The organism is Achromobacter aegrifaciens (genome assembly GCF_902859965.1).
In the GTDB taxonomy this organism is placed as follows: Bacteria; Pseudomonadota; Gammaproteobacteria; order Burkholderiales; family Burkholderiaceae_B; genus Achromobacter; species Achromobacter aegrifaciens.
Genome location: NZ_CADIKO010000003.1, coordinates 473828 through 499652, shown reverse-complemented (window position 1 = coordinate 499652; position 25825 = coordinate 473828). Strand labels below are relative to the sequence as shown.

Sequence of the window (25825 nt, the reverse complement as noted above, 5' to 3'; positions counted from 1 at the left end):
GGCGTCGCCGCGCCACGCCCTGCGCGTGGCGCCGGCGCCCCGTTACCGCTAGGAGCCTCCACTTGACCACTACCCTACTCCAGGCCTTGCTGGGCGGTATCGCCAGCGGCGCCGTCTACGGCCTGATCGCGCTGGGCCTGAGCCTGCAGTTCGGCGTCATGAAGATCATCAATTTCGCCCATGGCGCCTTCCTGATGATGTCCATGTACGTCTGCTTCGCGCTCACCAGCCACTTCGGCCTGCACCCGCTGGCCGCCATGCCACTCACGGCGGCCGCGCTGTTCGTCGTCGGCTATGCCTGCCAGCGCTGGCTGATCGACGGCATCTACCGCAAGGAAAGTTCGCGCGAGCCGATCGGCGTTCTGATCTTCACCACCGGCCTGTGGATCTTCCTGGACAACGCCTTCCTGGCGCTGGCCGGCCCCGACAGCCGGACCATCGACGCGCCTTGGGCCAACGAAGTCTGGATGCCCGGCGACCTGATCTTCACCTATCCGCAGATCGCCGGCCTGTTCTTCGCCTGCCTGATCACGGCGGCCCTGGTGCTGTTCCTGCGCCACACGCGCACAGGCCGCGCCATCCGCGCCACCGGACAGGACCGCGAAGCTGCCAGCGTGCTGGGCATAGACAGCGCCCGCGTCTACCGGCTGTCGTTCGCCATCGGCCTGCTGGTGCTGGGCGCGGCCGGCGCGCTGCTGCTGCCGCTCTATCCCGTCAACCCCTTCGTCGGCGACATCTTCGGCCTGCGCGCCTTCGTCATCGTCGTGCTGGGCGGCATCGGCTCGGTGGCAGGCGCGTTCTGGGGCGGCATCCTGGTCGGCGTGCTGGAATCGGTCGGCAGCCAGCTGATCCCCATCACCTATGCCGAGGCGCTCATCTTCCTGCTGTTTCTCGCCACCATGTATTTCCGGCCCAGCGGGCTGTTCGGCGTGGAGAACGAATGATGGCCAAGACCACAAAGACTTCGGCCGCCGGCATCGCCGCGCTGGGCCTGTTGGCGCTGCTGCCGCTGGCCAGCGGCAACCAGTACCTGCTGTCGGTTGGCGCCATGACGCTGCTGTACGCCTATCTGGCGCTGTCATGGAACATCCTGGGCGGCATCGCCGGCCAGCTCTCGCTGGGCCATGCCGCCTATTTCGGGCTGGGCGCCTATACCTCGACCTGGCTGTTCGTGAACCTGGGCATCAGTCCCTGGCTGGGCATGTGGGCCGGCGCCGTCGTGGCCATGGGCGCGGCGTTGATCGTGGGGCTGTCCTGCCTGCAATTGCGCGGCGCGTACTTCGCGCTGGCCACGATCGCCTCCTGCATGGTGCTCAAGACGCTGGTGGAAAACGCCGACACCCTGCTGGGCGGGCCGCGCGGCATGGAGGTCACGCTGCTGCGCGACGCTCCGCTGTACTTCCAGCATACCGGCAAGGCCTACTACTACATCGTGGCGCTGGCCTTCACCATCGCCGCGTTGCTGATCAACCGCCATGTATTGCGCAGCCGCTTCGGCTACTGCCTGACGGCCGTGCGCAACGACCAGGACGCGGCGATGGCGCTGGGCGTGCCGGTGCGGCGCTACAAGCTGACCGCAGCCATGCTGAGCGCGGCCATGACCGCGCTGGGCGGCACCTTCTATGCGCAGTTCGTCCTCTACATCAGCCCCGATAAGGTATTCGGCGCCAATCTCAGCGTCGTCATCGCCGTGGTCTGCATCATCGGCGGCCGCGGCACGCTTTGGGGCCCGGTGCTGGGCGCGCTGCTGCTGCTGCCTGGCGAAGAGCTGGCGCGCTCCCTGACCGGGGGCATGGTGGGGGCCGACATGATGCTGTATGGCCTTTTGCTGATGATCATCATCCGCTGGGAGCCGCGAGGACTGATGGCGATACTGTCCCGACGCGCCAAGGCGCCTGCGCGCGTGGCCGGCACGCCAGCCAAGACCGCCGGTCCCGCGATGGGGGGCACACAATGAACCTGCTCGAGTTCCATAATGTCAGCCGCAATTTCGGCGGCGTGCGAGCCTCCGACGAGGTCAGCTTCGCCGTCGGCGCCGACGAGATCGTCGGCCTGATCGGCCCCAACGGCGCCGGCAAGACCACGCTGTTCGCCATGGCATCCGGCTTCGTGCCGCCCAGCAGCGGCGACATCCGCTTCAATGGCAGCCGCATCAACGGCCAGGATCCGGCGCGCATCTGCGCCGCTGGACTCGCACGTACGTTCCAGATCGTGAAGCCATTCGGCGACATGACGGTACTGGAGAACGCCATGATCGGCGCCTTCCTGCGCCACCGCGCTCCAGCCCAGGCCGAGGAAGTCGCCCAGGCCGTGCTGGCGCGCGTCGGCCTGGCCGGACGCGAGCATCAGATCGCGCGCACTCTCACGCTGTCGGGCCGCAAGCGCCTGGAAGTCGCCAAGGCCTTGGCGACCCAACCCCGCCTGCTGCTGCTGGACGAAGTGATGGCGGGCCTGACGCCGGTGGAGACCGAGGAAATGGTGGCGCTGATCCTTTCCCTGCGCTGCGACGGCATCAGCGTCCTGGTGATCGAACACAACATGAAGGCCATCATGCAACTATCCGACCGCATCGTCGTCATCCAGCAGGGGCGCAAGATCGCCGATGGCCTGCCGCAGCAGGTCGCCCGCGATCCGCAGGTGGTGCGCGCCTATCTCGGGGAGGCCGCGTGATGCTGGAGATCCGTCAACTGGACGCCGGCTACGGCGACGTGCAGGTGCTGCGCGGCGTGGACATGCACGTGGGCGAAGGCGAGATCGTCAGTCTGGTCGGCGCCAACGGCGCCGGCAAAAGCACGCTGATCCGCACCGTCATGGGCTCCCTGCCCGCGCTGGCCGGCGAGGTCCGCTTCCTGGGCGAGCGCATCAGCGGCCTGCCCGCGCACCTGGTGGCGCGCCTGGGCATGGCCCAGGTCATGGAAGGCCGCCGCCTGTTCGGCCACATGGACGTCGAGGACAACCTGCTGGTCGGCGCCGACGTACTGCGCGACAAGCGCCGCAGCCGCGACAACCTGGACTGGGTCTATCAGCTGTTCCCGCGTCTGCGGGAACGGCGCCGCCAGCTGGCTCGCTCGTTCAGCGGCGGCGAGCAGCAGATGCTGGCCATCGGCCGCGCGCTGATGACCTCGCCCAAGCTCCTGCTGCTGGACGAACCGTCCATCGGCCTGGCGCCCATCATGGTCAAGGACATCTTCGACAAGCTGCCGCTCATCAACGCGCGCGGCATCACCATCCTGCTGGTGGAGCAGGACGTGCACCGCTCGCTCAGCATGGCCGCGCGCGGCTATGTGCTGGAGCACGGTGAAATCGTCATGTCCGGGCCGGGCGCTGAACTCCTGGCCGATGAGGGGCTGCGCCGCGCCTACCTGGGAGTGTGATTACGGGGCGGCACGCGTCTGAGCCAAACGCGCGCCGCTCAGAACGTCACTTTCACCGAAGGCGCGCTGCGCTGCGCCTCGCCATGGAACACGGCCTCGATGTTGTTGCCGTCCGGATCCAGCACGAAAGCGCCGTAATACCCTGGATGGTAGTCCCGAAAGCCCGGCGCGCCATTGTCCGTGCCGCCATGGGCCAGCGCCGCCTTGTAGAAGGCAGCGACCATGGCCTGGTCCTGCGCCTGGAACGCAAGATGATGGCGTCCGGTCAACTGCCCCGCCGCAGCCTTGTTGTCGGGCGTGGAAACGAATAGCTCGTCCGCCCAGAAATAGCCGTCGCCCGTGCCGCCCATCGGCACTTTCAGCGCATCGAAGACTGCCTGATAGAACCGCTGGCTGGCTGCCAGGTCCCGCACCACCAGCTGGATGTGGTCAATCAGCCGGCCCCGATGGATTTCATTGGTCTGCATGTGGCGCTCCTGTTGAGAGGGGAGCTTTCGAATATACCGCCCGCCATGCGGCCCCGTCCGCGCCGGATCAAGCCAGATACGAAGCCACCTCGTCACGCGTGAGATAGCGCGTGAATGTCATGGACGGTTGCTGCGCTTCATGCATGGCGCCGTTGAACCCCGACCAATTGCGCTTCATGCCCTCGGCCGTTTCCAACGCGATGAGCACTCGCTTGCCGTGGCGGGACAGGTTGTGCCGCAACGCCGCCTCGCCCCAGGCGTAACGCATGGCGTTGACCAGCTCGCCGCCGGCGTAGGCATCAGCCTGCAACCACTGGAAGTCCGCGGTATCACTGTCCTGGTCCGGTTCGCGCGCTGCGATCTCGCGCTTCACGCCCAAGGCCTGCGCGTGTTCGCCGATGATGATCTGCAACAGCGTGAAGGCGTGGAAGTTGTTGTTTACGGCATGCGCCCGCGCAATGAAGCCCGTCATGGAAGTCGGCAGCACCACTACCAACTCCTCCTCGTAGCCCAACTGCGAGGCCAGCCAAAGATAGTGCAGATGCTCGAAGGGCAGGCTGTCGTTGCTGGTGGCCATGGGATGCAGCAGCGCCATCAGCTCCGCGTCGGACACCAGGGCGGCGTGATTGCGGCGGTCGCGCAAGACCATGGTCATCATCGGCAGCACCAGCAGGTCTGCCGCCTGATGCAAGGCTTCCACTTCCCAGCGCCTGCCCTCGGGTACGTCGGCCATCCGCGACCTGGCATCCTGCCAAGCCCGGCGGTCGGCCTCCTCCACCTCATCGTCGTCGTCCTCGACCTCCTGCGCGCAATACGGACTCAGGGTGCTCAGCCACTGCCGCAGCAAGTCCTGCAGGACGGGAAAGAGTATTGCCGGATCGGCGCCGTCTTCCACCAGCGAACCGCACATCAAGGCCACGGCAGCGGCGCGGCCCGGGTGCAGCGTAGGCAGCAGATCGGCGCAGGTCCGCAAGCAGACTTCCGCCTGCCCAGGTTTGCGGGCCTGGGCTAAAAAGGCGCGTACCTCGGGGCGCTGGAAGAACTGATCCAGCGGATCAAGATCGTCGGCGGTGGAGACGGGAGTACGAAGCGCGGCGGCGAATGTCGTGTCGGAAGCAGTCATGGAGATCAGCGAGCATGAAAGCGGCGGTGAGCGCCGCGCGGCAGCCCCGGAGTTTACTGAAGCGGCGCAGGACGCGTCAGCAGCGAGCATTCGAGCCAGAGCGAATACGGTGCGAAACATCCCGTCGCCAGAATCCGGAAGATAGTGATCGCATGCGCCGGACGCCAGGTATTGATTTTTCCCCGCGACCTGCGACAATGAAACCACGCATTTCATATTGGCCGACAGTCCGTTCCAGGTCCCTGACCATCACCGCGTCCTCCAGGGCGCGATCAAAGGAGCCCACGATGCCGCCCATAGTCCTTCCGGTGTTCGCGTAGCGAGCCGACTCTCTCCTTACAAAAAAGCGGTCCAGCCGCGGACTTTCCGCCACGGCGGCCTATCGCCGTGCGGACTGACGCGCCTGCGTTGCAGTTGCAAGCCAGGCACCGCTCGCACGCGCGAACGCGGCCCGAAGGCGGATTGCGATTAACTTTCGCTGCCGGATGCCGTTAAAGAAGTGAAGACAGACATAGCCCCCCCTCCGTTTCCAGTCGCAAGGAGTCGCTGTCATGTCCAAGCTCCAATATCGCCTTTCCCTGCTTCTGCTGTGCGCGTCCAGCGTCCTGCCCGCAGCCCGCGCCGCGGATGGAACCATCTATTTCCACGGCGCCATCGTCGAGGCTGCATCATGCACACCGCAGGTTCAATCCCGAAAAGCCACCGTCCGCGTGGAATGCGATGCTGAACGCGCCCGCGCCGCTGGCAAGCCCGCCGACCGCTACCGCGTAAGCGCCAATCGAGTGAAGGTCGACGTGCAGACCGTGCCGCTCAGGGCGCGCCACGCCGGGCAACAGGACGCCCAGGGCTACATCATCACGCTCGCCTACCTGTAGTCATCAATACGACAGTCCGGCGGCCAGGCGGGCCGCTGGATTGCCTGCGCCTGTCAGTCGAGAAAGCAAAAGGTATCAGGCGACACGGAAATTTTTCGTGAATGCCGGCTGCCAGTACTTCAGGCAACCAACCGTGCCCCTTGCATCAAGCCGCGCTCAACGCCTTGGACAGCACCGTGAATATCCGCTCGTCCGTGGACTGCGCAACGTTGAACCGCAGGAAATCTCCCGCAGCCAGCGACTGGCTGAACGCATTTCCGGGAGCCACCAACACCCCTTCCTTCAGACACAGACGGGCCACAGTAGCCGCGTCCTTGCCCTCGGGCAGGCGGCACCACAGAAACATGCCCGCCCGGGGCGTCAGCCAGGGCTTGATGCCCAGCTTCAGCAACTTTGCGGCGGTCTTGTCCATCTGCTGCGCCAGGCGCAGCCGGGTCGATTCCATGTGCCTGCGGTAGCCGCTGCCCGTCAGCGTCCTGAAGATGATGTCGGCCGCCAGCCGGCTGCTGCCGAAGGTCGTGGCGACCTTCAGGTCGGTCAGGCTTTCCACCCAATCGGACCGCACCGCGATGTAGCCGCAACGCACCGACGCCGACACCGTCTTCGAGAAGCTGCCGATATGTATGACCCGCGACAGCCCGTCGAACGCAGCCAGCCGCGGCGCGGGCGTGTTCTCGAAATCCGCGAAGATGTCGTCCTCGACGATCACCAGCTCGGAATCGTCCACCAGCTTCAGCAGACGGTGCGCGACCAAAGGCGACAAAGTCGCCCCCGTCGGATTGTGTATGCCGGAGTTCGTGATGTAGAGCCGCGGGGAATGCTCGCGCAGCGCCGCTTCGAACGCCGCGACATCCGGACCGTTCGGCGTGTACGGCACCCCCACCGCCTTGACGCGATGCGCCTTCAACAGCGCATGGAAGTTGAAATAGCAGGGATCGTCCACCAGCACCGTATCCCCCGGTTCCAGCAGAAAGCGCAGGATCAGGTCGATGGACTGCGTTCCCGAGTCGGTCAGCATGATCTGCTCGGGCCCTGCCTCTATCCCCATGCCCGCCATGCGCCGCGCCAACAGCTGCCTCAGGGGCGCATGGCCCAAGGGCGTTCCATACTCGGTCAGTTCCGCGGCTTCGGCGCGCGCCATGCCGCGCATGGCGCGCCGCAACCCGTCTTCATACATCCAGCTGACCGGCAGCCAGCCGCAGCCCGGCCGCAAGCTATCCGCGTCCGCCGCCAGCGACTGACGCGATACCCACAGCGGGTCGACTTCCCGGTCCAGCTTCGGCCCCATCTCGGTCAGCGCCAGCGGCGCCACCTGCCCGGCCACATAGAACCCGGAGCCGGGGCGCGACACCAGCACGCCTTCCGCCGCCAGCCGCTCGTAGGCTTCCACCACTGTGGACACCGATACGTCCAGCGTCTTGGCTTGCACTCTTACCGAAGGCAGCCGGGAGCCAGGCAAGGCAGTGCGGGCCGCAATCCGCCCCTGGATCTCGCCCATGACCTGCTTGATGAGAGTGCCGCCGCGCGCCATGGGATTCTCCGCCGTACTGGCTTTCAATACATAACAGTTTCTTGAAATTGTACTGGATTGTGCTTGGACTGCGCGCTCAGGCCGTGCTGTACTGGAGCCCGGTATCAAGGAGCTTCAGATGCAAAAGGCCACCAGCGGCTGGGTGAACGGTTTTATCGGCGTAGTGATCTTCGCGGGCTCCTTGCCCGCGACCCGGGTCGCCGTGGCGGACCTGGATCCCATTTTCCTGACCTGCGCGCGTGCCGCCATCGCGGGCCTGCTTGGCCTGGCCCTGCTGATGCTGCTGCGCCAACGCCGGCCTACCCTGTCCGACCTCCCCTCGCTAACGCTGACCGCACTGGGCGTGGTGGTCGGCTTCCCCCTGCTGACGGCGCTGGCCCTGCAGCACGTCACCTCGGCCCATTCCATCGTCTTCCTCGGCCTGCTGCCGCTCAGCACCGCGATCTTCGCCGTGATACGCGGCGGCGAACGGCCGCGTCCGCCGTTCTGGATGTTCTCCATCGTCGGCGCGGCTTGCGTCGCGGGCTATGCCGCCTGGGGCGGCCTGGAGGCCTCGCCCACCGGCGACCTGCTCATGCTCGCCTCCATCATCGTCTGCGGCCTGGGCTATGCCGAAGGCGCCAAGCTGTCCCGCAAGCTGGGCGGCTGGCAGGTCATCAGCTGGGCGCTGGTGCTGTCTCTGCCCCTCATGCTACCCATCGCGCTGCTGACCATGCCGGCCTCGTTCGAGCACGTCGGCACGCCGGCGTGGATAGGCCTCGCCTACGTGTCGCTGTTCAGCATGCTTATCGGGTTCGTGTTCTGGTACCGCGGGCTGGCGCAGGGCGGAATTGCGGCGGTGGGGCAGTTGCAGTTGTTCCAGCCCTTCATGGGGCTGGGATTGGCTGCCGCGCTGCTGCATGAGCAGGTCAGCTGGACGATGCTGGTCGTGACGCTGGCGGCGGTGGTTTGCGTGGCGGGCGCCAAGCGCTATGCGTAGCAGGCGGCGCGCAAGCGCCGCCTGGCCTCTTTCAATGAAGCTGATCTGAACCCTGGGGCTGCAAGCCCGACAAGGCATTCCAATCAGGATCCTTGTACATGCGCAGTTGTATGGGATAGACCGGGTGCCCCGCCAGGCATGCGTTGAATGCATCCAGGAAGGCCTCGACGTCACGCGTGTAGTAACGCCATTCCTTGTTGTGATTTCCAGTCAGGCAAGCCACCTGCACCCCGATATCGGAATTCTCAAAGCCTTTCTCGATGGCCTCTTCAAAGCTATTGTGGCTCTGCTTGTCTTCGTCATTGGGCATGCCGGACTCGATGCCCTGGTACGGCCAAGAGATGATGACCAGGTTCTCATTGATCTCACGATCAGTCGCCGACGGCAAGCCGGTGCGAAAGCGAACGATGACCGTCAAACCTTCGACCTGTGCTTCACCCACTGCCCACAGATCGCCTGGGAAAATACTGCTCATTGAATCAATTCCTGTATAGACGCCGGACCAGAAGGTTCAGCGCTTGTTACTGAGAAAACCTTGTATTCACGGTCGGCTCTACAACTGCACATGCTCGATGCGGTCCCGCCCGTTTTTCTTGGCTGCATATAGCTGCTGGTCGACGGCTTTGATGAAGCCAGCACGGTCGCTCTGTCCGTCTGGCACCGCCGTTCCGGCTCCAATGCTGACCGTGACGCGCCTGTCGTGCGGTGACAGCGCGTGCACGATAGCCTTTTTCTTGAGCAAGCGCTGGCAGCGTTCAGCGACTTTTCGCGCCACTCCGGCATCGGCTTCCGGCAGCAGCACGACAAACTCTTCGCCACCGTAGCGCGCAACGAGATCGCGAGGTCCATCCAGCGCCAAACTCAGGGTCTGGGCGATATCCACCAGACATTGGTCGCCTTGGGTGTGGCCATACAGATCGTTGTATTGCTTGAAAAAATCGACGTCGAACAACAGGATGGACAGCGGCTTTCGTTCGCTGCGCGCGCGCTCCCACTCCAATTCAAAACCGCTATCGAAGCGACGCCGGTTGGCAATATTCGTCAAACCGTCCTTGAAGGACAGCGCCTCCAGCTCCTTCTGCAAGGCCAGCAGCTTTTCCTCGGTCTTCTTGCGTTCGGTGATGTCGAACATGAAGCCGATCAGCGCTTCGACCTCGCCGCTGTCATTGCGCACTACGTGCACCACGTCCCGGATCCATACGTAGCCGTTTTCCTTGGTCAGCGCGCGGTAGTCCGCCTCGTGATCGACGCCGGCCTGGGATTGGGTGACGCAGAAATTCACCACATAGTCCCGATCCTCCGGGTGCATGCGCATGGCCCAGTCCTCCACGCTCACCCAGCTGTCGGCCTTCCAGCCCAGCAACGCCTCGATCTGCGGACCGATATAGGCGAATTGCTTCGTGGCCCAATCGATCTTCCAGGGAATTGCCTTGGTGGACTCGAGCAAGGTTCGGTACACCGCGTTGTCATCAAGAAGCGGGCTTTCGTTTGACATACCCTATCCATCCTCGATTCAAATGAACGGGCACTTTAGCGTGAATCCGTCGGCCGTGGCGTGTGCGTGATGAACGCCGAAAGGTAGCCGTATTGAAAAGGCCGCATTCGCGGCCTCTTTCAGAATCCCTCAAGGCGCCAACACCTCGATAATCCGGCGCCCGATATATGCCGCATGCGTCTCGAGCGCAAAGTGCCCGGTATCCAGCAACTCGACCTGCGCTTCCGGATTGTCCCGCTTGAACGCCTCGGCGCCGGGCGGTATGAAGAACGGATCGTGGCGCCCCCAGATGGCGAGCGTCGGGATTTTCGCCGCGCGGAAGAACGCCTGGAAATCCGGATACCGCTTCAGATTGTTGGCGTAGTCCAGGAACAGATCGAGCTGGATTTCCTTGTTGCCAGGCCGCTCAAGCAAGGCGGCATCGAGCGTGTAGCTTTCCGGAGCCACGTCGTCCGGATTGGCGACGCCATGCACGTACTGCCACTTCGTTCCTTCCAGGTTCAGCACGGCATCCGCGATGACCTGCCGGTTGGCCGCGGTCGGCTCCGCCCAATAGGCGCGGACTGGCGCCCAGGCATCGCCCAGCCCTTCGAGATAAGCGTTGCCGTTCTGAGAGACCAGGCCGGTCACCCGCTCGGGGTGGGCAAGCGCCAGGCGCAGCCCGACAGGCGCGCCGTAGTCGAAAACGTACATCGCATAGCGTTTCAGGCCCAAGGCATCGACGAACGCGCCGAGCGACACGGCCAAGTCGTCAAACGTGTACCGGTAGCCGCGCTCCCCAGGTACTTCCGTGAAGCCGAAGCCGGGCAGATCCGGCGCAATCACGTGAAAACGCGTGGCCAGAATCGGGATCAGATTGCGGAACTGGTGCGAAGAACTGGGGAAACCATGCAGAAGCAGCAACACGGGCGCATCGGGGTTGCCCGCCGCGCGATAGAAGAAGTTCAGGCCGTCGGCTTGCAAACGGCGCGTTTGGATCTGGTTTTCTGGGGGGCTGGACATGACGATCTCCGTGGTCTGGGACTGGATCAATAGCCGAATTCCTGCAGGCTGTGCGGGCCATTCTTACGCCTTTTTAGTAACCCGTCAAATTAAGTTTTAATGGTTACCTAAATAGTTCAAAGCTATGACATGGAGAGACTCATTCAAAAAAAATCCGGCCAGACGGCCGGATGGGTGGGCTAGCAAGCGCTCAGGAAGCAGCGTCCTGGGCTTCTCTCTGTCGAAATGCCGCCACCTTGTGGCGGTTACCGCAAAGCGACATGCTGCACCACCTGCGGCGATGGGAGCGAGTACGGTCGTAGAACCAGAGGGAACAGAGCGGGCTTTCGCATTTGCGCACCAGCTCGAAGTCCCCATGCACGAGCAAGTCTGCGGCGGCCTCTGCGGCCGGAAGCAGCCATTGATCGGGCGTAGCCGCTTCATAGCGACGGGCAAGGCTGGGCGCGCCCGCCACCACGGAAACCTCAAGATGGCTGCCTCCGGCGGCGAGCGCCCGGTTGAGCGGGCTGAGCTTGAGCGGCAACCCGGCCTTTCTCTGGGCGACCAATGCGCGCACCGTCTCGCGCAATGTCCTCGCGGATTCGAGCAGACCCTTCGGGGTCTTGCGCTGGGCGGGCGAAAAACCCAAGGCCTCCAGCCAGGCTCGCACATCGTCGTCTGATTGCAGGCGATCGCGAGGGCCATCGTCGGATTGCTCGACGGTGTTGATCAGATCTAACGCCGCGTGGTCGCCAAGCAGGCGGAATTCTGGCGTGGGGGTAGTGGTGGTCATGATGTTCTCCATCTTGAATGTAACCACTTAGTTTGCGACTATCAAGTTACGGAGGAAGAGCATCCCATCGGTCATCGCACAGTTTTCCGCCCGGACGATGAGCACCGTAAACTAGCCTTTCACGGATTCGGAAAGCCACATGTCCTTCATCCCGTTTTCGATCCCTCTCCCGGACCGCGTCCAGACCTGGCGCTTCATGCACAGCCGCCAGCGCTCGCAATTCGCCGGCGCGGATGAACGCGTCGTGCTCTACGATGCTCCGCCGCAAGAGGCCGTCCTGGCCTCGATCGAAGACGTGCATCTATGGGCGCCGCCGGGTGACCCGCTGCGCGAGCTGCCCGGACTCCTCGCCCGGCTGCCGGCGCTGGCGCACCTTTCCATCGGCCCCGGCGCGGTCGCGGGCAGCGTTCTGACGGGATTGCGCGCAGACATGCTCCCTGCCAGCCTGCGCCATCTTTCCATCCATCCCGAGCCTGGCACGTACACCTGGCAGGCCGGCCCGCTGCCCAGGCTGGAGGCGCTGACAGTGGGCGCCACGTTGCGGTTCGAGCCGGAAGACTTTCCGGCGTTGATTTCCTTGTCCATGGTCCCAGACCGGCGCGGCATGCTGCTGGACCGCGCCTTGAGCCTGCCGCTCAAGGAACTGAACCTTTGGAACGTGCCGTTCGATTCGTCGATATTCGACCGCATTGCGGGACTGCCGCTGTCGGCGCTGGGCTTGCTGGCGGGCCGTGGTTTGAAGACGCTGTCCGGCATCGAGCAACTGACAGGATTGCGTTCTTTGCGCCTGAAGAACCTTGGTGCGCTGGAGAAGATCGGTCCGATCAGCGCCCTTGAAAACCTGGAACGGTTGGACATTCAGTACTGCAAACGGATTGCGGATATCGGCGTGCTGGACATGCTGACCCGATTGCGGGAGCTGACGCTGGTCGGCTGCGGCGATGTGGGATTGGGCGAGTTGGCACAGACCTTGAAGGCGCGCTTGCCGCGCGCGAACATCGCGGCGACGCGATAGCCATGGCGGACCCGATGAGCATCTTGCACGAACGTTTCCTGGGCTTGCTTGCCGCGCGCGGCTGGACAGTGCTACGCGCGACGCCCATGGCTGCACCGGCTGACGCCTCGGAACACGCAGCGTTCCTGTCCTTGTACACGCAACTGAGCAGCGCGGACGATACGCGCTGGTTCCTGAGCGCGGCCGACTATGCCGGAACCGCCGACAGCGCCTTCGGGTGGGACGCCTTTCGCGACATCAGCCTGGAAGCCGCCATCAGCGATGCCGACCGGCACGCCGTCGAGACCTTCTGGGCGCGCCATGTGCCGATCTTCATGAGCGTGGACGGTGATTACGAGTTTCTCGCGATCGACCGGATTTCGGGAAGGATCGTGCATGGCGTCGAGCCCGAGTTCGAGGCGGTCAGCGAGGTGGCCAGCGGTCTTGGCGACCTGTTCGAGCAGATGCTGGCGGATGGCGAGGCGGCTGCGTTGCTGGGCTGATGGTTCCGGTATAGTCAGCCGACGCTATCCCTTTGGATCCCAGGACTCTTGATGTTTCGCTCACCGTCCCGTATGCACCGCAACGTCCGCACCGCGCTTGCGCTGGCCATCCTGTCTCTTTTAACCGCCCAGGCCCATGCCGCACCCCGCACCGTCTACACCGGAACACTGCAAGGCGCCGGCGACATCGTGCTGGAGCTGGACACAGAAGCGGCTGCCGACGGCACCTTGACCGGCCGTTATTTCTACGCCAGGCACGGCGTGGATATTCCGCTGCAAGGCACGGCCAAGGAGCTCTTCGAACCGAAGCCCCGCCAGGAAGGCAAGCCGGCGGATCAGGCCGCAAGCTGGCAAGGCACGCGCGACGCAAACGGCTTCCGCGGTATCTGGACTGACGCCGGCAACGGCAAGCAGCTACGCTTCGACCTGAAGCGGGTCGCGCAGTACGACACCGGGCAGCTGGAAAAGGACCGCAAGCTGGCCCGCGCCAGTCAAGTCAATCTCGGCGACATCGATGTCCAGGCAGGCATCAACGCCACGCGCGCGCCCTACGAGACGCTGAAACTGACCGGATACGCCCAGCCGGTCGGCAAGGAGATCGGCGACGGCGCCGTGGCCTATCGCATGTGGCGCGACCCGCGCACCAAGTTCAGCTATCCCCGGCTGAGCCGGCATCCCGATGCGCAGGTCCTGCAGCGCACGAACACTCTGCTGGAACAGCGTCATTGGCAGAAGAGCCTGGGCGCGCTGGGTTGCATGGCATCGGCCTACACCAGCGACAATCCCGGCGCGGGCACGCTGGGCGGGTTCGATGAAGAAGCCGTGCACGTCACCTGGCTGTCGCGCGCGCTGATGACGGTGACCGAATCGGGCAGCCTGGACTGCGGCGGGGCCCATCCGTACAACCATTTCGAACCCTATACCTACGATCTGCTGCGCGGCGAGTACCTGGACTGGAATCGCGTGTTCGACGCCTATGTGCCGGGCAAGCGCAGCTTCGGCGGCGAAAAAAGCCCTGCCCTGCTCGCGCTGGTGCAACAAGCGGTCAAGGCGGGAACAACGGTCCAACAATCCGAGGATCGTCCCAATCTGGAAGACTGCGCGGACCTCTGGCCCGACTATCTGGCGCTGGGCGTCCAGGCGCCCGGCGCGCTGAGCCTGTCCGTGTCCGGGGTCGGGCACTCGGCGGGCGCCTGCCTGGGCACGCATGCCAGCGTGCCGTTCACAGCGCTGGCGCCTTATCTGAAGCCGGGCGGAAAGGAGTATCTGGCCACCGACTGAGTGGGACGGCAAAATCGTGCGCCAGTGCAACAGGCGGGCATTGCGATACCATCTTCGCCTTTCCGCAACCGATAGGATTCCGCGCCATGGCACTGCACTGCTCATCATTCATCGCAACCAGCCTGGACGGCTACATCTCCCGCGAGGACGGCGGCCTGGACTGGCTGGACAGCGCCAACCAGACCGTGCCTGCCGGCGAGGACTGTGACTATGGCGCGTACATGAAGACCGTGGATGCGTTGGTGATGGGCCGCGCGACGTTCGAGAAGGTCGCCTCGTTTCCGGAATGGCCTTACGGCGACATGCCGGTCTACGTGTTGAGCCGCAGCATGACAAGCCTGCCGGCAAGCGCGCCCGCTTCGGTCGGGCTGCACGGGGGCTCGCTGGAGGAACTGCTGGAACGCGCCGGCGCGGACGGCTGCAAGAGCCTGTACATAGACGGCGGCAAGACGGTGCAGTCCTTTATCCAGGCGGGCTTGCTGAACGACATCACCATCACGGTGATCCCGGTGTTGATCGGCGGCGGGCGCCGCCTGTTCGGTGAATTGGCGGCGGACGTCGCCCTGCGGCATGCAGCGACCGTGGCCTATCCCTTCGGCTTCGTGCAAAGCCGCTACGCGTTGGAATACGGCGCGTAGTCGGCGATGTCCGCCAGCGGCCAGTATTCGCCTGCGAGCCGTTCCCGTGGGAACGAGGTGATGTCGGCAGTGCTCAAGCCCACGCTATCGACAGAGATGATCTGCGCCGCAAGGCGGCGGTAGCCCGCGCGGAAATGGTTGGCGCCCTTGATGGCGATCAGCTTGTATGCGGTCACGTCGATGCCATGCAGGAAGAATGGCTCCTCGTCGTAGATCTGTTCGGCGCGCGAGGCGACAATCACGTCCACGCCCTGGATGACCAGGCGGCACATGGCGCCGAGGTCGAAGCGCACGCCTTCGAACATCGAGCCCGCGCGATTGACGAAGCGGCCGTCGGTGATGGCTTTCACATAGGCATGCACCCGCAGCGGCTGCCCCTGGAAGCGGCCCTGCTTGGCGCCCAGCGACACGCTGATGGTCGCGCCGACGCCGGCCTGGCGGGCCTGCTCGACGACGGACGCATCGTTGATGGAAGCGAAACAGCAGGTTCCGGCCACGGGTTTGGCGTCCAGGATGGCGCGCAACAGGTAGGTGCCGTCGCCGGGCGTGCCGCCGCCGGGGTTGTCCGCGTACTCGTTGACGACGACGGGACCGTGCGAGGCGGCCAGCGCCATGGCGACGCCCTGCTCCGGGCTTGGCAGTGACGGCCGGAACGCTTCGCGGTGCGACCAGATCCATTGCGCGACTTCATTCGCGCAGCGCTCTGCCAGCGCCTGATCGCCCGCCGTGGTGCAGACCACGGCCGGGCAAGGCGCGGCGATATCCGCAAGGGGAAAGCCGTGGAACCACGAACAGTCGATGACACCCGGCAGCGCGGCCAGCTTGGCGCATACGGCATTGACCTCGGCGGGAATGAAGCCTTCCTGCGTCGTGACGATGTAGGGCAGCATGGGCAAGAGGCGCATGGCGGTTGCCGGCTTGAGGCGGCCGCCGATGATCTCGAGCAACAGCGCCACCGCCTCGACCGCTCGGTCGTGAAAGTCAGTATGCGGATACAGCTTGCAAGGCAAGGTCAGATCGCAAGCCTGCCGCATGGCCTCGGTCATGTTGCCATGGAGGTCATAGACAGCGGCAATCGGGACATCGGCGCCAACCAGCTGGCGGACCGCCAGGCACAGATCGCCTTCGATGTCCTCGATGCCATCGGCGACGCCGGCGCCATGCAGCGCCAGCAACACTCCGTCGACAGGCAGAGCGGCGCGGATGCCGTCCAGGATTCTGCGCTTCATGTCGGCGTAGGCCTGGGCCTCGATCGTGCCCGAGGGCGTGGCCTGGCCGACGAAGGTGCAGATCAGTTCGGCGCCCGTCTGCCTGGCGCCTTCGATGAAGCCGCCGACCTGGTGATTCGATTTGTCGAAGGCTTGCAGTATCTCGTCCCCGCCGTACTGCTCGAACGCGCGTAACGGCGTCTGGCCGGCGACCTCGGCGGCATAAGTATTGGTTTCATGGATCAGGCCGGCGACGGCGAGTCGCGGCGCGGCATCTTTAACGTTTTCCATGGCGTATTCCTTGCCTTCAGCGATTGACTTTCTTGGGGTCGAAGCTCAGCGCAATCAAGGCGCTGACCAGAAGCGAACCCGCGATGATGTAGATGGCTGGCGCGGTGCTGTGATAGATGTCGCGGATCCAGCCGATCAGGTAGGGGCTGACGAAGCCGCCCAGATTGGCCAGGCTGTTGATGATGCCGATCGACGCAGCCGCGGTGGCCCCGCCCAGGAAGGCGGTGGGCAGCGTCCACATGATGGGAGAAAAGCTGATGATGCCGGCGGCGGCCACCGACAACGAGATGACGGCCAGCGTCAGGTTGGTGCCGGCGGACACGCTGGCGACCAGCCCCGCCGCGCCGAGCACCAGGATGAAGACCAGGTGCCAGCGGCGTTCGCGGCGCAGGTCCGAACTGCGCCCGACCAGGACCATCGCCACCATGGCGACCAGATACGGAATGGCGCTCAGCAGGCCGATGCGCAAGCCGCCCTCGGCGCCGGCATCCTTGATCAGCGTGGGCAGATAAAAGCCCAGCGTGTACAGCGCCATCATCGCCGGAAAGGTCATGGCGACGATCTTCCAGATGCGCGCGTCGCGCAGCGCCTGCAGCAGCGGCATGTGCTCGCGGCCCGCGTTGTCGGCAGCGATGTCCCGCTCGATCAGCTGGCGTTGTTCCGGCGTGAGCCACGCGGCATCCTGTACGCGGTTGGTCAGGATCAGCAGCACGCCGATGGCCAGCGGAATGGTGGGCAGCGCTTCCAACACGAACAGCCATTGCCAGCCGGGGTGTCCGCCGACCAGATGGAATCGTTCCATGATCCAGCCCGACAGCGGGTTGCCGATAAGACCGGCCACCGGTATGCCGGCCTGGAAGATCGCCGTCATCTTGGCGCGGCGGCGGTTGGGAAACCAATAGGTCAGGTAAAGGATCACGCCAGGGTAGAACCCGGCCTCGGCCACGCCCAGCAGAAAGCGCACCGTGTAGAACTGCCAGGGCGCGGTGACGAAGGCCATGATGCCGGACAGGATGCCCCAGGAGATCATGATCCGCGCGATCCACAGGCGCGCGCCCACGCGGTGCATGATCAGGTTGCTGGGCACCTCGAACAACATGTAGCCGATGAAGAACAATCCCGCGCCCAGGCCATAGGCAGCCTCACTGAACTGCAGGTCGGCCAGCATGTTCAGCTTGGCGATGCCGATGTTGATGCGGTCCAGGTACGCGACCACGTAGCAGAGCATCAGAAAGGGAATGAACCGCAGCGCGACCTTTCTGTAGGTCGCGTCTTCAAAGGCTTGCTGGTCCGGGCGCGGTGCGCGGCCGGCGGGGAGGGTTGCACTTCCGCTCACGGGTTTTCTCCTTGGTATGTCGTTTTTTGGGTGCTGCGGCTTATGCCGCGCGGCGCTGGCTGAGTTTCCTGGCGTGCTCCTGGAAGCCGTGCAGCGCTTCAGGGGGCACCAGCGAACCGCCGGTGGCCCAGATGACATGAGTGGCTGCGGACATATCGGTGCCCGACGCATAGACCTGCCCTGCGGCAGAGTCCAGCCAGCCAGGCCCCGAGACCGCGGCCGCGGCCGACGGCTCGACCTCGACGCCCAGGGTGTCTTTCAGCGCCAGCAGGTTCAGGTAGAGCTCGTCATCCGACACGGTGAAGACGCCGCCTAGCTGGGGCCTCATCAGCGACGCCACCAGTTCGGAAGCCTGGCCCACGGCCAGGCCATCGGCCTCGGTGCGGTTGTCCAGGCCGATGTCGTAGACCGACACGGGGGAATCCGCGCCCGATGCCAGTTGCACCAGAAAACACGGCGACGCGACGGGTTCGGCGAAGAAGCAATGCACGTTGGGGCCGAACAGCGCCTTCAGGCCATGGCTGATGCCGCCCGGCGCGCCGCCGACGCCGCAGGGGATGTACACGAACAGAGGGTGTGCCGCATCGACCACGCGCCCTGCTTCAGCCAGTTGCCGCGCCAGTCCGCGGGCCGCTGCGGCATAGCCGAAGAACAGCAGCTCGGATTGCTCATCGTCGACGAAATGGCTGCGGGGCGCGGCCAGCGCCTGCGCCCGCCCGGCCGCGACGGCCTCGGCATAGTCGCCGGCATGCTCCACCACGCGCACGCCACGTTTGCGCAAGCGGTCCTTCTTCCATTCCTTGGCATCGGCGGACATATGCACCACGGCATCGAATCCCAGCGCGGCGGCCATGACGCCGATGCTCATGCCCAGGTTGCCGGTGCTGCCCACGGTCACGGCATACTGGCTGAACAAGGCGCGAGCCTGCGGCGTCGCCATGATGCGCCTGTCCGTCGCCTCATCCTTGAGCAGGCCGTGCTCCAACGCGATCGACTCGGCAATGGCCAGCACTTCGTGAAAGCCGCCGCGCGCCTTGATGGACCCGGCGACTGGCAGTTCATCATCGCGCTTGAGATACCAGCTGCCCGACACATCCCCGGCGCCCAGCGCCTGCTGCAAGGCTTTGGCGGGCATCAGCCGGGACTCGATATGCCCGCCCGCAGCGGCAAGCTCGGGAAACAGCGCGGCCAGCAGCGGCGCGCAACGCGCCAGGCGGTTTTCGGCCTCATCGATCAGGGCCAGGGACGGCGCGGAGCCGGGCAAGAGCCCTCCCCTAGCCGGGTTGAGCCATAGCAAAGGCGTTCTTGATTGAAGATTTTCTAATAGCTGAGGATCGAAATTGGCGGTCATCATGGACTTGCGGGTTGATGGTTCGGCGCAAATCGTAGATTCCGAAGGCATGCAAGAATAGCGATCATTTCTAATTCAGCCATTAGTTTGACTTATGTCTGCCCATTTCGACTCGACACTCCTGGGAACCCTGCGGTGTTTTGACATGGCCGGCCGCCATCTCAGCTTCACCAGGGCGGCGTCGGCCATGAACCTCACGCAAAGCGCGGTGAGCCAGCAGATCCGGCAGTTGGAAGACCGCCTGGGCTACCTGTTGTTTGTCCGCCAGCAACGCGGCCTGAAGTTCACGCCCAAGGGCGAATCGCTGTACACGACGGTCAGCCGTGCGCTTGGCGACATTCAGCAGGAAATCGAGCGGCTGGGCTTGCCGGCGTCCGCGCTGCAGGTCAATTGCCTGCCGTCGTTCGCGCTGCAATGGCTGATGCCGCGCCTGACGGAATTCCATCGCCTACAGCCGGAGGTATCAGTCCGGTTGAAGGCGGAGTTCCAACTGCTGGACCGCAAGCTGATGGAGGAAGAAGACATAGACCTCGCCATCCGCTATGACCCGGCGCACTACAGCCATTTACAGGCGGACGCCTTGCTGGACGAGTATCTGCTCGTGGTCGCAACGCCCGAATACCTGGCCGCGCACCCCGCGTTTCGCACCGGCAAATCGCTCGACGGCGTCGAGTTCCTGCACGACGCCTCTCCTTGGGTCGGCGCCGCGGAGTTCATCGAGTGGCGCACCTGGATGCAAGCGCATCGGCCGGGGTGGATCCGCCACCTGGACGGGCCGCAGTTCAATCTGGCCAGCCTGGCCATTGGCGCCGCGCTGAATCACCAGGGCGTGGCTATCGGGCGCAGCGCGATGGTCTACGACGAACTGCGCAGCGGACGGTTGGTAGACGTGTTCGGCAAGCACGTGCCCGCGCCGGCGCGCTATGTGCTGCTGTCGCGCCGGCCTGAAGAGCGGCGCACCCGGATCTTTTCCGAGTGGTTGAAATCCGAGTGCCGCAACTTCGACAGCGCGCGTTCGGCCTTGATCGGGGGTACTCGCGGATAAGCATCATCCGCGGAGCCGACGAGCGCCGCCTTCCCATGCGGCGTCAAGCCGCTGCTGCGCTCAGATGCTCATAAAGTATTGCCGCGCCTATACCGATCAGCGCGACTCCACCCAGGATCTCGGCCCGCTTCCCGGCGACGCTGCCCAGCACGCGTCCGAGCATCACGCCTATCGTCACCATCAGCGTCGTGGCCAAGCCGATGGCGATGGCCGCCACCACGATGTTCACATCCACGAACGCCAGGCCCACGCCGACCGCCATGGCGTCGATGCTGGTGGCCAGGCCCGTAGCCGCCAGCAGCCAGAAGGAATGCCGGGTGACGGGCGCGGCGTCCTCGTCCTCTTCCTTGAGGCCGTTGCGTATCATCAGCAAACCCAGAATACAGAGCATCGCGAACGCGATCCAATGGTCCCAGGCGATCACATACTTTGCCGCGACCGAGCCCAGTCCCCAACCTATCACCGGCGTGATGGCTTCGATCACGCCGAAGATCAGCCCTGTGCGCAGGGCCTCCGGAAATCGGGGCTTGTAGAGCGCGGCGCCTTTGCTGATGGCCGCGGCGAACGCGTCCGTGGACATGGCGAACGCGAGAACGATGATGGCGATGGGATTCATTGGAGTGGGGATCCTGCTGGGCGGAAACGGCACGGATCCTCCGCGCCGCCCGGCATCGCGCGAAAAATCCGTGGTCTCGCCAAGCATGGATGCCGCTTGCGCCATGGCCGAGGAAGCCAAGAATGTTGACGCAAGCCCCTGCGGTACTGGCCGCAGGGAGGCTACTCCCCAAAGAGTGAAACCAGTCTAGCAGAGCCTGCTGACCGGCGTGTTACAGCGCTATTCCCCGCGTATTCCCGCCTTCGCGATCACCTCTTTCCAGCCCTTGGCCTCCCTGTCCACCCATGCCTGTGCCCGCGCCTTGCCTGCGAACGGCCCGCGCATGCCCAGCACGGCCATGCTCTGCTGGAACTCCGGCATGGCGTAGACCTTGGCCAGCGCGTCTTCCCAGACCTGCGCGACCTCCTTGGGCGTGCCCTTGGGCGCCATGACCAGGAAGGCGAACGACACGTCGTAGTCTTTCAAGCCAGCCACGCCCGACTGCGCCGCCGTGGGGACTTCAGGCAGGTCGGCGTCGCGTTCCTTGCCCGACACCGCCAAGGCCTTCAGCTTGCCTGCCCGTACATGCGGCAGGACGCCGGGCGTGGCAAGAAAGGCGGCCTGTATCTGATCGCCCAGCAGCGCGTTCACGGCAGGCGCGTTGCCGCGATATGGCACATGCGCGACTTCCATGCCAGCCGCGAGACGGAGCTTTTCGAAGGCCAGGTTGCCGGGACTGCCGTAGCCGGCTGAGGCATAGGTGATGCGATTGGCCTTGGCGTAGCGCAGGAATTCGTCCAGCGTATTGATGCCGAGTTCGGGGCGCACCGCCAGCGCCAGGCCGAAGGAGCCGGCCAGGCTCAGCGGTTCCAGCCGCTGGGTGACGTCCTTGTCCAAGCCTTTGAAAATGTATGGGTTGACGGTCATGAGCGTGTCCAGCGTCATCAGCAGCGTGTAGCCGTCGGGCGCGGCCTGGGCCACGGACTGGGCGCCGATGTTGCCGGACGCGCCAGAGCGGTTTTCGACGACGATGGTCTGGCCCAGGATCTTGCCGGCATGCTGCGCGATGGCGCGGGCTTCCAGGTCCAGCGGGCCCGCGGGCGGGAAGTTGACGATGAGGCGCACGGGACGCGACGGATAGTCGGACGCCACCGCGACCGAGGTTGCGGCCACGAGCAGCGCCGTACAGAGCAACAAGGACTTGATCATGCTTTTCTCCTGGATGGCGCCAACCCGCAGGCAGGCGCCGTGGCGGCGGAATCAGGCGATGGCGGTGGGGTGCGGGCTGGTCTCGGCGTGCCGGATCATGCTGCGCGACAGTTCCAGCAGCAGTTCTGCGCGCAACGCGCCGGCGGCGGGGTCGTCCCACAGGTTGCGCAGTTCGTGGGGGTCTTCTTGTAGATCGTAGAGTTCGCCCCAGGCGGCATCGGCATAGACGCTGAGCCTGTGGCGCGGCGTCTGCAAGGTACGCATGCGGGTGCGGCCGGGAAAGCCGAACATGGTGCGCTGGCCCTCTTCCTCGATCAGCACCGCGTCGCGCACGCGCTCGGTCTCGCCCGACATGAGCGGCAGCAACGATGCGCCCTGCATGCCGTTGTAGGCAGGCAGGCCCGCGCGCGCCAGCACGGTAGCGGGGATGTCGGCGGTGGAACACAGCGCCTGGCTGCGCGCAGCGACGGGCGCCGCCTGCGGATCGCGCCAGATGAAGGGCGTGCGGATCAGGCTCTGATAATGGATCGGCCCCTTGAGCAGCAGTTGGTGGTCGCCGAAGTAGTCGCCATGATCGCTGGTGAAGATGACGATGGTGTTGTGGTCCAGCCCGGTCGCGCGCAGCGCCCGCATGACGCGGCCGATGGTGGCGTCGATATGGCTGATGGAGCCGTAGTTCAGCGCGATGGCCTCGCGCGCCTCGCGCTCGGTGCAGGCAAAGATGGCGGGCGTGTGCTTGACGGCCTTGCCCTGATTGCGCTGCTGGTGCATCCAGGCTACGTGAGGCGGCGGCTGGTGGCCCGGCGCGGCGCTGGCGTGGAACGACTCGGGCAGGGTCACGTCTTCCGGGCGGTACATGTCCCAGTACTTGCCGTGAGGCGTGAAAGGATGATGCGGATCGGGAAACGAGCACTGGATGAAGAAGGGCTTGCCGTTGGCCGCGTTGTCGCGCAACTGCGCGATGGTCTGGTCGCCGATGTAGGCGGTGGTGGAGCATTCTTCCGGCACGCGGGTGCGCCAGGCCTGATGATGCTCTGGCAGCACATAGCCGGGCGCGGGCAGGGCATGCTCGGGCCCCCACAGGCGCCGCGCCTCGGGATGTTCGCGGGCCAGCCAGCGCTCGTAATGGCCCCAGACCTGGTCGCCGTGATCCACCGCCAGCGCCACGCGCTCGAAGCCGTAGAACGGCGTCTGCAGATCATGCCCAGGATCCGTGCGCCACAGCGGGCCCCATTCCTGATCGTAGTTGCCGGGCTCGACGGTCCAGGCCTCGCCGTGCGCGCCGTCGCTCGCCGGCGGCCAGACGGCGGGCTTGCCGGTCATGTTCTGCAAGTGCGACTTGCCGATCAATGCGGTGGAATAGCCCGCGCCGCGCAAGCGGTCGACGAACGTGGTGGCGCGCTGCGACAGCGGAATTCCGTTGTGGCGCACGCCATGCACCGAGGGCATGCGGCCCGTCATCAGGGTGGCGCGGTTGGGCATGCAGATGGGCGACGCCACATAGAAGCGGTCCGCCGACCACCCCTGCCCCGCCAACGCGTCCAGCTCCGGCGTGCGCAGCATGGGGTTGCCATAGCTGCCCAGATGGTCCGCGCGCTGCTGATCCGTGATGAATAGCAGGAAATTCGGCTGCATCGTGTCTCCTCGCCGCCAGCTTTGCGCCGGCTTGGCTCTGTTGTCAGGCCATTATGTGTAGAGGAGACATAAATTGATAATGAATTAATATTACCGAGCCATAACTCTGCATTTATGTCTCAAGGATGCCCGCATGGACTGGACCCACCGCATCCGCCTGCGCCACCTGGCCATCCTGGTGCGCCTGTGCGAAACCCGCAACCTGAGCCAGGTCGCGTCGGAACTCAACATCACACAGCCGGCGCTGTCGAAGTGGCTGAAGGACCTGGAAGCAGACATCGGCCTGACGCTGTTCGAGCGCCACGCGCGCGGCATCGAACCCACGCTGTATGGACTGGAACTGCGCACGCATGCGCGCGAGATCCTGGGCAAGCTGGGCCGCGCCCAGGACTCCATGGCGCAGCTGGCCCGCGGCGCCACCGGCACGCTGGCAGTGGGCGTTACGCCCAATATCGCGCCGGTGCTGCTGCCGCCCAGCATCCGGCGCTTTCGCGAACGCTATCCGCGCGTGCTGCTGCGCCTGGCCGAGAACACGCTGGACTACCTGCTGCCGCTGATGCAGGAAGGCACGTTCGACGTGCTGGTGGGACGCCTGGAACAGCACTCGCTGCCGCGCAACCTGCACTACGAAGAGTTGTACGGCGAGCCCATCTGCCTGGCCGTGGGCACGGCGCATCCGCTGGCGAACAAGCGCAAGGTGACATGGGAGGACGTGCAGGAATACCCCTGGATCGCGCCCGGCGCTTCAACACCGATGCGGATACGCATCGATTACGAACTGGCGCTGGCCGGCCAGCCCGCGCCCTGGCATCAGGTGGAATCGTCGTCGGTGCTGGTCAACCTGGCGCTATTGGACGGATCGGATCTGGTACTGCCGATCTCCGAGCGGCTGGCAAAGCATTTCGCCAAGCAGCACATGATCAAGGTATTGCCGCTGGCGATGCGCAGCCGCGGGATTACAGGCATGGTGTGGCGAGACGCCGCGCTGGCCTCGGAACATGCGGCGTACTTCATGGAGTGCCTGCGGCTGGCGCGGTGACGGCGACAGGAAATGGCAGATAATCCACGGCACTCCCTGCCGCCTCTCCAGAGGTCGGCGACAAAATGCGCCAACCAGTCCTGAACGGAATGCCATGAACCGATCCGAATACGAAACCGAACTGCTGCGCATCCTGCGCGCCCACGACGCCGCGGCGCGCGCCACACTGACAGCGCTGATCGCCGCCCTGCCGCCCAAGGCGCGCGAGATCCACTTCGTGGTGTTCCCCGACCAGGACGGCGAAGGCACATTCTCCGTGGTGGCCAGCCTGGAAGGCCCGGACCTGTTCGTGCTCAACAAGGCCATCGAAGGCCACCGCTACCTGTTCGACGTGCGCCACACGGAAGACGGCATCGAGCCCGAGGTTCCTCTGTTCGCGTCGGACGAAGGTGGTTTCAACGTCCAGGACGTCATCGTCGATACGGCGATGCAATGGGTGGCGGAACTTTGGGAAACGAACGGCCAGGGCCGTTCGCCGCTGCCGGCGCTGGTATATGGGGAGGAAGGCTACGGAACGCTTGAGCCGCTCGCATTGCCGGCATAGCACTGCGGCAGGGGCTCCTACGGCGCCGCGGCCTCCGCGCTCACCAGGCCACGTGGAACATCGCCTTGGCCAACACCACGATCAGCACCATGTGGCAGAACACGCTGATATGCATGCGCCGGCTCAATGCGCCAGTCAGGCGCTTGCGGCGAGCGAGCGTCAAGGCGGTCGCGACATGGACCAGCACGCTCAAGGCAAGCGCGATCTTCAGCGACAGCAGGACGCCGAAGGACGATGCAAACGGGTTGGCGAGCGCGCTGCGGTATTGCCAGGCCAGGCCCAGGCCGGCCAGGTACAGCACGACGACCGACCACGGCAGCACGGCCCGCACGCGTGGCGCCAGCTGGCTGCCCAGCGCGCGGCGCACGTCGGGCGGCAGGCGCTTGTGCACGGGTTCCAGGAACAGCACCTCGAACGTAACGGTGCCGACGAACAGGAAGGCGGCAAGCAGGTGCAGGATGAGCAGCAAGGGGTAGGTGTTCATGGCTGCGATCGGGAATGGCCATCAACGAGGATTGTCCCATCAACCCGGAAGCCG

Annotated in this window: 27 protein-coding genes and 1 riboswitch; of the genes, 13 read left to right on the top strand and 14 right to left on the bottom strand. The window is 64.9% G+C overall.

What is annotated here, in order from left to right:
• The first annotated feature begins 62 nt into the window (after positions 1 to 62).
• The 4 genes from HV793_RS21360 to HV793_RS21345 are packed head-to-tail and all read left to right on the top strand — an operon-like array spanning position 63 to position 3374.
• Entirely contained in the window at positions 63 to 944 is an 882-nt protein-coding gene (locus HV793_RS21360; RefSeq protein ID WP_054450355.1) for a branched-chain amino acid ABC transporter permease, read from the top strand.
• The gene (locus HV793_RS21355) at positions 944 to 1957 is read left to right on the top strand and encodes a branched-chain amino acid ABC transporter permease (protein WP_175181192.1); all 1014 of its coding nucleotides are present in this window, start codon (positions 944 to 946) and stop codon (positions 1955 to 1957) included. Before HV793_RS21360 ends, HV793_RS21355 begins: the two co-directional genes overlap by 1 nt.
• Positions 1954 to 2670: an ABC transporter ATP-binding protein gene (locus tag HV793_RS21350; RefSeq protein ID WP_175181191.1), complete on the top strand. Its 717-nt coding sequence runs from the start codon at positions 1954 to 1956 to the stop codon at positions 2668 to 2670. The genes HV793_RS21355 and HV793_RS21350 overlap by 4 nt, the downstream gene beginning before the upstream one ends.
• Positions 2670 to 3374, top strand: a complete 705-nt coding sequence (locus tag HV793_RS21345; protein WP_088138874.1) for an ABC transporter ATP-binding protein — start codon at positions 2670 to 2672, stop codon at positions 3372 to 3374. Before HV793_RS21350 ends, HV793_RS21345 begins: the two co-directional genes overlap by 1 nt.
• 38 nt (positions 3375 to 3412) lie before the next feature.
• Here the strand turns inward: HV793_RS21345 and HV793_RS21340 are convergent, their stop codons facing one another.
• Positions 3413 to 3841: a VOC family protein gene (locus tag HV793_RS21340; protein WP_054450349.1), complete on the bottom strand. Its 429-nt coding sequence runs from the start codon at positions 3839 to 3841 to the stop codon at positions 3413 to 3415.
• Between the two features lie 67 nt (positions 3842 to 3908).
• Entirely contained in the window at positions 3909 to 4964 is a 1056-nt protein-coding gene (locus HV793_RS21335; RefSeq protein WP_175181190.1) for a hypothetical protein, read from the bottom strand.
• Positions 4965 to 5515: 551 nt separating this feature from the next.
• Between HV793_RS21335 and HV793_RS21330 the strand changes: the two genes are divergently transcribed.
• Positions 5516 to 5839, top strand: a complete 324-nt coding sequence (locus HV793_RS21330; RefSeq protein WP_054450347.1) for a hypothetical protein — start codon at positions 5516 to 5518, stop codon at positions 5837 to 5839.
• A 145-nt stretch (positions 5840 to 5984) separates the two neighbouring features.
• Here HV793_RS21330 and HV793_RS21325 read toward each other — a convergent pair whose 3' ends face one another.
• Positions 5985 to 7370: an aminotransferase-like domain-containing protein gene (locus tag HV793_RS21325; RefSeq protein WP_175214067.1), complete on the bottom strand. Its 1386-nt coding sequence runs from the start codon at positions 7368 to 7370 to the stop codon at positions 5985 to 5987.
• A gap of 118 nt (positions 7371 to 7488) precedes the next feature.
• On the opposite strand from HV793_RS21325, the gene HV793_RS21320 reads away from it, so the two are divergent.
• Complete coding sequence (locus tag HV793_RS21320) at positions 7489 to 8349, top strand: DMT family transporter (RefSeq protein WP_119449015.1); 861 nt, start codon at positions 7489 to 7491, stop codon at positions 8347 to 8349.
• A gap of 31 nt (positions 8350 to 8380) precedes the next feature.
• Here HV793_RS21320 and HV793_RS21315 read toward each other — a convergent pair whose 3' ends face one another.
• From HV793_RS21315 to HV793_RS21300, 4 genes are all read right to left on the bottom strand, one after another.
• Positions 8381 to 8824 (bottom strand): DUF695 domain-containing protein, encoded by a 444-nt coding sequence (locus tag HV793_RS21315; protein ID WP_054450340.1) that lies wholly within the window; start codon positions 8822 to 8824, stop codon positions 8381 to 8383.
• Between the two features lie 78 nt (positions 8825 to 8902).
• Positions 8903 to 9844 carry a sensor domain-containing diguanylate cyclase gene (locus HV793_RS21310; RefSeq protein WP_125472439.1) on the bottom strand — a complete coding sequence of 314 codons (942 nt, stop codon included), beginning with the start codon at positions 9842 to 9844 and terminating at the stop codon, positions 8903 to 8905.
• A gap of 129 nt (positions 9845 to 9973) precedes the next feature.
• On the bottom strand, positions 9974 to 10846 hold the full coding sequence (locus HV793_RS21305; RefSeq protein ID WP_054451303.1) for an alpha/beta fold hydrolase: 873 nt from the start codon (positions 10844 to 10846) through the stop codon (positions 9974 to 9976).
• Between the two features lie 190 nt (positions 10847 to 11036).
• Entirely contained in the window at positions 11037 to 11618 is a 582-nt protein-coding gene (locus HV793_RS21300; RefSeq protein WP_054451302.1) for a CGNR zinc finger domain-containing protein, read from the bottom strand.
• 139 nt (positions 11619 to 11757) lie between these two features.
• Between HV793_RS21300 and HV793_RS21295 the strand changes: the two genes are divergently transcribed.
• The 4 genes from HV793_RS21295 (at position 11758) to HV793_RS21280 (ending at position 15034) form a co-directional block, all read left to right on the top strand.
• Positions 11758 to 12633: a leucine-rich repeat domain-containing protein gene (locus HV793_RS21295; protein WP_175213907.1), complete on the top strand. Its 876-nt coding sequence runs from the start codon at positions 11758 to 11760 to the stop codon at positions 12631 to 12633.
• Between the two features lie 14 nt (positions 12634 to 12647).
• On the top strand, positions 12648 to 13115 hold the full coding sequence (locus HV793_RS21290; protein WP_244958686.1) for a hypothetical protein: 468 nt from the start codon (positions 12648 to 12650) through the stop codon (positions 13113 to 13115).
• 72 nt (positions 13116 to 13187) lie between these two features.
• The gene (locus HV793_RS21285) at positions 13188 to 14396 is read left to right on the top strand and encodes a hypothetical protein (protein ID WP_175214066.1); all 1209 of its coding nucleotides are present in this window, start codon (positions 13188 to 13190) and stop codon (positions 14394 to 14396) included.
• An 86-nt stretch (positions 14397 to 14482) separates the two neighbouring features.
• Positions 14483 to 15034, top strand: coding sequence for a dihydrofolate reductase family protein (locus HV793_RS21280; RefSeq protein WP_175213905.1), 552 nt, complete (start codon positions 14483 to 14485; stop codon positions 15032 to 15034).
• On the opposite strand, the gene HV793_RS21275 is transcribed toward HV793_RS21280, so the two are convergent.
• The 3 genes from HV793_RS21275 to HV793_RS21265 are packed head-to-tail and all read right to left on the bottom strand — an operon-like array spanning position 15010 to position 19223.
• Positions 15010 to 16533: a M81 family metallopeptidase gene (locus tag HV793_RS21275; protein WP_175213904.1), complete on the bottom strand. Its 1524-nt coding sequence runs from the start codon at positions 16531 to 16533 to the stop codon at positions 15010 to 15012. The genes HV793_RS21280 and HV793_RS21275 overlap by 25 nt on opposite strands.
• Before the next feature lie 16 nt (positions 16534 to 16549).
• The gene (locus tag HV793_RS21270; protein WP_175213903.1) at positions 16550 to 17869 is read right to left on the bottom strand and encodes an MFS transporter; all 1320 of its coding nucleotides are present in this window, start codon (positions 17867 to 17869) and stop codon (positions 16550 to 16552) included.
• A 40-nt stretch (positions 17870 to 17909) separates the two neighbouring features.
• Positions 17910 to 19223 carry a D-serine ammonia-lyase gene (locus tag HV793_RS21265; protein WP_175213902.1) on the bottom strand — a complete coding sequence of 438 codons (1314 nt, stop codon included), beginning with the start codon at positions 19221 to 19223 and terminating at the stop codon, positions 17910 to 17912.
• A 91-nt stretch (positions 19224 to 19314) separates the two neighbouring features.
• On the opposite strand from HV793_RS21265, the gene HV793_RS21260 reads away from it, so the two are divergent.
• Positions 19315 to 20265 (top strand): LysR substrate-binding domain-containing protein, encoded by a 951-nt coding sequence (locus tag HV793_RS21260; protein ID WP_175159547.1) that lies wholly within the window; start codon positions 19315 to 19317, stop codon positions 20263 to 20265.
• A 43-nt stretch (positions 20266 to 20308) separates the two neighbouring features.
• Here the strand turns inward: HV793_RS21260 and mntP are convergent, their stop codons facing one another.
• The 3 genes from mntP to HV793_RS21245 form a co-directional block, all read right to left on the bottom strand.
• Positions 20309 to 20881, bottom strand: a complete 573-nt coding sequence (mntP, locus tag HV793_RS21255) for a manganese efflux pump MntP (RefSeq protein ID WP_175213901.1) — start codon at positions 20879 to 20881, stop codon at positions 20309 to 20311.
• Positions 20882 to 20887: 6 nt separating this feature from the next.
• Positions 20888 to 21067: riboswitch (yybP-ykoY riboswitch) on the bottom strand.
• Positions 21068 to 21100: 33 nt separating this feature from the next.
• The gene (locus tag HV793_RS21250; protein WP_054450312.1) at positions 21101 to 22069 is read right to left on the bottom strand and encodes a Bug family tripartite tricarboxylate transporter substrate binding protein; all 969 of its coding nucleotides are present in this window, start codon (positions 22067 to 22069) and stop codon (positions 21101 to 21103) included.
• A 51-nt stretch (positions 22070 to 22120) separates the two neighbouring features.
• On the bottom strand, positions 22121 to 23704 hold the full coding sequence (locus HV793_RS21245) for a sulfatase family protein (RefSeq protein WP_175213900.1): 1584 nt from the start codon (positions 23702 to 23704) through the stop codon (positions 22121 to 22123).
• A gap of 133 nt (positions 23705 to 23837) precedes the next feature.
• On the opposite strand from HV793_RS21245, the gene HV793_RS21240 reads away from it, so the two are divergent.
• Together HV793_RS21240 and HV793_RS21235 are read left to right on the top strand one after the other, a co-directional pair.
• A complete protein-coding gene (locus HV793_RS21240; RefSeq protein WP_175213899.1) occupies positions 23838 to 24743 on the top strand; it encodes a LysR family transcriptional regulator in 906 nt (301 codons plus the stop codon).
• A gap of 94 nt (positions 24744 to 24837) precedes the next feature.
• On the top strand, positions 24838 to 25287 hold the full coding sequence (locus HV793_RS21235) for a DUF6389 family protein (protein ID WP_054450307.1): 450 nt from the start codon (positions 24838 to 24840) through the stop codon (positions 25285 to 25287).
• A gap of 40 nt (positions 25288 to 25327) precedes the next feature.
• On the opposite strand, the gene HV793_RS21230 is transcribed toward HV793_RS21235, so the two are convergent.
• The gene (locus HV793_RS21230) at positions 25328 to 25771 is read right to left on the bottom strand and encodes a CopD family copper resistance protein (RefSeq protein WP_054450306.1); all 444 of its coding nucleotides are present in this window, start codon (positions 25769 to 25771) and stop codon (positions 25328 to 25330) included.
• Between the last annotated feature and the right edge of the window lie 54 nt (positions 25772 to 25825).